Source organism: Streptomyces anatolicus (assembly GCF_019400875.1).
Taxonomy (GTDB): Bacteria; Actinomycetota; Actinomycetes; order Streptomycetales; family Streptomycetaceae; genus Streptomyces; species Streptomyces anatolicus.
This window is the reverse complement of sequence record NZ_WMBF01000576.1, coordinates 1-3,633: the sequence shown is the minus strand read 5'-3', so window position 1 is coordinate 3,633 and position 3,633 is coordinate 1. Positions and strand designations below refer to the sequence as shown.

At 74.0% G+C, this 3,633-nt stretch carries 4 protein-coding genes; 3 read left to right on the top strand and 1 reads right to left on the bottom strand.

Features of this window, described 5'->3' with window-relative positions; translation table 11 throughout:
- Positions 1-62: 62 nt before the first annotated feature.
- Complete coding sequence (locus tag GKQ77_RS29770) at positions 63-926, top strand: spermidine synthase (RefSeq protein WP_219692223.1); 864 nt, start codon at positions 63-65, stop codon at positions 924-926.
- A gap of 16 nt (positions 927-942) precedes the next feature.
- On the opposite strand, the gene GKQ77_RS29765 is transcribed toward GKQ77_RS29770, so the two are convergent.
- Positions 943-1,500 (bottom strand): hypothetical protein, encoded by a 558-nt coding sequence (locus GKQ77_RS29765; protein ID WP_219692222.1) that lies wholly within the window; start codon positions 1,498-1,500, stop codon positions 943-945.
- 121 nt (positions 1,501-1,621) lie between these two features.
- Between GKQ77_RS29765 and GKQ77_RS29760 the strand changes: the two genes are divergently transcribed.
- Both GKQ77_RS29760 and GKQ77_RS29755 read left to right on the top strand, forming a co-directional pair.
- Positions 1,622-2,326, top strand: coding sequence for a response regulator transcription factor (locus GKQ77_RS29760; RefSeq protein ID WP_164551753.1), 705 nt, complete (start codon positions 1,622-1,624; stop codon positions 2,324-2,326).
- On the top strand, positions 2,323-3,633 hold a 1,311-nt coding region (locus GKQ77_RS29755), incomplete at its 3' end, for a sensor histidine kinase (protein ID WP_219692221.1). The genes GKQ77_RS29760 and GKQ77_RS29755, both read left to right, overlap by 4 nt.

Below are 3,633 nucleotides of genomic sequence, written 5' to 3'. Positions count from 1 at the left end.
GACGAAGCGGCCCGCCGCACCGCCGCCGGGCCGCTTCGTCCGCGTACGCCGATAATGGTCCGATGGCAAGGAACAGGCGAGCCCGGGAAGCGGCATCCGAGGCCGTCGTCGAGAAGGTGGACGGCGGGCTCGCCGAGCTGATGCCGGACCGGGACCGGCCACGCGCGTGGACGCTGCTCGTCGACGGCGCCCCGCAGTCCCATGTGGACCTCGACGACCCCACGTACCTCGACTTCGAGTACCAGCGCAGGCTGGGCCACATCGCCGACCTCGTCGCGCCCGCCGGAAAGCCGATACGCGCCGTGCACCTGGGCGGCGGCGCCTTCACCCTCGCCCGCTACATAGCGGCGACCCGCCCCCGCTCCACCCAGCAGATAGTCGAGCGCGACACCGCGCTCATCCAACTCGTCCGCCGCGAACTGCCCCTGGACCCGCAGGCCCGGATACGGGTGCGCGGCACCGACGCCCGCGAAGGGCTCGCGAAGATCGCCGACGGCTGGGCCGACCTCGTCATCGCCGACGTCTTCAGCGGCGCCCGCACCCCCGCGCACCTCACGAGCACCGAATTCCTCACCGACGTACGCAGGGTCCTCGCGCCCGGCGGTCACTACGCCGCCAACCTCGCCGACGGACCGCCGCTCGCACACCTGCGCGGGCAGCTCGCCACCGCCGCCGCGCTCTTCCCCGAACTCGCGCTCGTCGCCGACCCCACCGTCCTGCGCGGCAAGCGCTTCGGCAACGCCGTGCTCCTCGCCGGTGACCAGGTCCTGCCCGTCGCCGAGCTGACCCGGCGCAGCGCGAGCGACCCGCACCCGGGCCGGGTCGAACACGGACGCGGGCTGCGGGACTTCAGCGGGGGAGCCGCCGCCGTCACGGACGCCGGCGCGGTCGCCTCACCGGCACCGCCGCCCTCGGTGTTCCGGTGACCGCGCACGTCGCACGTCAGTAGGTGTTGATCTGGACCCGGGGCGCGGTGTCGTGCCAGGTGCAGAAGACCGAGAGCTTCTCCGCGCCCGCCGTGAACTCCACGCGGATCCACTTGTCCTGCTTCCACGTCTGCACCGACCAGCCCGCCGCCGGGGTCGCCGAGACCAGCGTCGCGGACTCCTCGCCGAGATCGAAGACGACCCGGCCGCCCTTGGTGCTGTAGCCCTTCACCGTCCCCCTGCCGGTGGCCGCGTCGCCGGAACCGGCGGGCGGCGAGGCGTCGGGGGCCCGGGTGCGGGACTTGGACGGTTCGGGGGGCTTCGGAGACTTCGGCGCCTTCGCCGACTTCTCGGGCGTCGGCGACTTCTTGGCCGAGGGCGGTTCGGGGCGGTGCGTCGAGGAGGACAGCGGCCGCGCGCGGTCCTTGCCGCCGTCGTCGGCCGCGAGCGGCAGGGCGCGCGGCGGGTCGTAGGCGGTGCCCGCCATCACGGTGTGGACGCCCCACCACGACAGCGTGACCGCCGCGCCCGTGGCGAGCGACCAAGCGATGGTGTGTACGAATCCTCTGCGCATCGCGGGCCATACTGCACCACGCGGCGACGCCGTGTCCCCTGCGGTAATCGATCTGGCGTTCGTAGGGGGACGGGTGATCCAGGGAGGACCGCGTTCCTCCGTATGGCGTACGGTGCCGCCCATGGCAAGTGTGCTCGTCGTCGAGGACGACCAGTTCGTACGCTCCGCCCTCATCCGGCACCTGACCGAGGCGTCGCACACCGTGCGCAGCGTCGGCACGGCCCTCGAGGCGCTGCGGGAGGTCGCCCATTTCCGCTTTGACGTGGTGATCCTGGATCTCGGCCTGCCCGACCTCGACGGGTCGGAGGCGCTGAAGATGCTGCGCGGCATCACGGACGTCCCCGTGATCATCGCCACTGCCCGGGACGACGAGGCGGAGATCGTACGGCTCCTCAACGACGGCGCGGACGACTACCTCACCAAGCCGTTCTCCGTCGAACACCTCTCGGCGCGGATGGCCGCCGTGCTGCGCCGCGCGCGCGGCACCGCCGGTGAGGCGCCGCCGAGCGACGTCCTGCGGGTCGGCGGGCTCTCCATCGACCCGCTGCGCCGCCAGGCCGACCTCGACGGGGCGCGGCTCGACCTGACCCGCCGCGAGTTCGACCTGCTCGCCTTCCTCGCCGGGCGGCCCGGCGTCGTCGTGCCCCGCAAGGAACTGCTCGCCGAGGTGTGGCAGCAGAGCTACGGGGACGACCAGACCATCGACGTACACCTGTCGTGGCTGCGGCGGAAGCTGGGCGAGACGGCCGCGCGGCCGCGTTATCTGCACACCCTGCGCGGGGTCGGCGTGAAGCTGGAGCCGCCGCCGGTGGAGTCACCGCTGTGAGATGGGCCCTCGTCAAGGTGTGCCTGGCCGTCACGGTGATGGTCGTGGTGGCCTTCGCGGTGCCGCTCGGCCTCGTCGTCAAGGAGATGGCCAGGGACCGCGCCCTCTCGAACGCGGAGCGGCACGGCGCGGGCATGGGCCCCACGCTCTCCATCACCACCGACCGCGAGGAGCTGACCCGGGCCGTCGCCACGTCCGAGGCGGGCGGCGACGGGCGGATGGCCGTGTACGTACCGGCCATCGACGGCGCCCCCGCCTTCGAGGTCGGCGACCCGCGCGCGGGCGCGCGGGCCGTGGCGGCCACCCGCGAGGAGGGCCGCGCCAGGACCGCCGAGGTGCCCGGCGGCTTCGTGGTGCTCCAGCCGACCGCGCTCAGCTCCGGGACGGCGGTCGTGGAGATCTACGTTCCCGAGGCCGAGGTCAGCAATGGCGTGACGACGGCGTGGCTGGTGCTCGCCGGGGTCGGCATCGCGCTCGTCATCGGGTCGGTGGCGGTCGCGGACCGGCTCGGCGTACGCATGGTCCAGCCGGCCAAGCGGCTGGTGGGCGCGGCGCGTGACCTCGGGGAGGGGAAGCTGGGGGCGCGGGTGCCGGAGGAGGGGCCGACCGAGCTGCGGCTGGCGGCGGTCGCGTTCAACTCCATGGCCGACCAGGTCGTCCAGCTCCTCGCCAACGAACGGGAGCTGGCGGCCGACCTCTCCCACCGGCTCCGTACGCCGCTGACCGTGCTGCGGCTGAACGCGGCCTCGCTCGGGGACGGGCCCGCGGCCGAGCAGACCCGGGTCGCCGTCGAACGCCTGGAGCGCGAGGTCGACACGATCATCCGTACGGCGCGGGACGCCAAGCCGCGAACGGCTGCCGCCGGGCCCGGTGCGGGGTGCGACGCGGCGGAGGTGATCCGGGAGCGGATGGCGTTCTGGTCGGCGCTCGCCGAGGACGAGGGGCGCGAGGTGCGCGTGGCGGGGGTGGAGCGGCCGGTGCGGGTGCCGGTGGTGCGGGCGGAACTGGTCGCCGCGTTGGACGCGTTGCTGGGTAACGTCTTCCGGCACACCGGGGAGGGGACGGCCTTCTCGGTGGACGTGCACAGTGGCGAGGACGCGGTGATCGTCCTCGTCTCCGACGCGGGGCCCGGGATCGCCGACCCCGAGGCCGCGTTGGCGCGGGGCGCGGGGTCCGGGGCGGACGGGTCGACGGGGCTCGGTCTGGACATCGTGCGTCGCCTCGCCGAGTCGACGGGCGGCGACGTCCGGGTCGGCCGCTCGGTCCTCGGCGGCACGGAGGTCCGCCTCTGGATTCAGAGGGGGGCT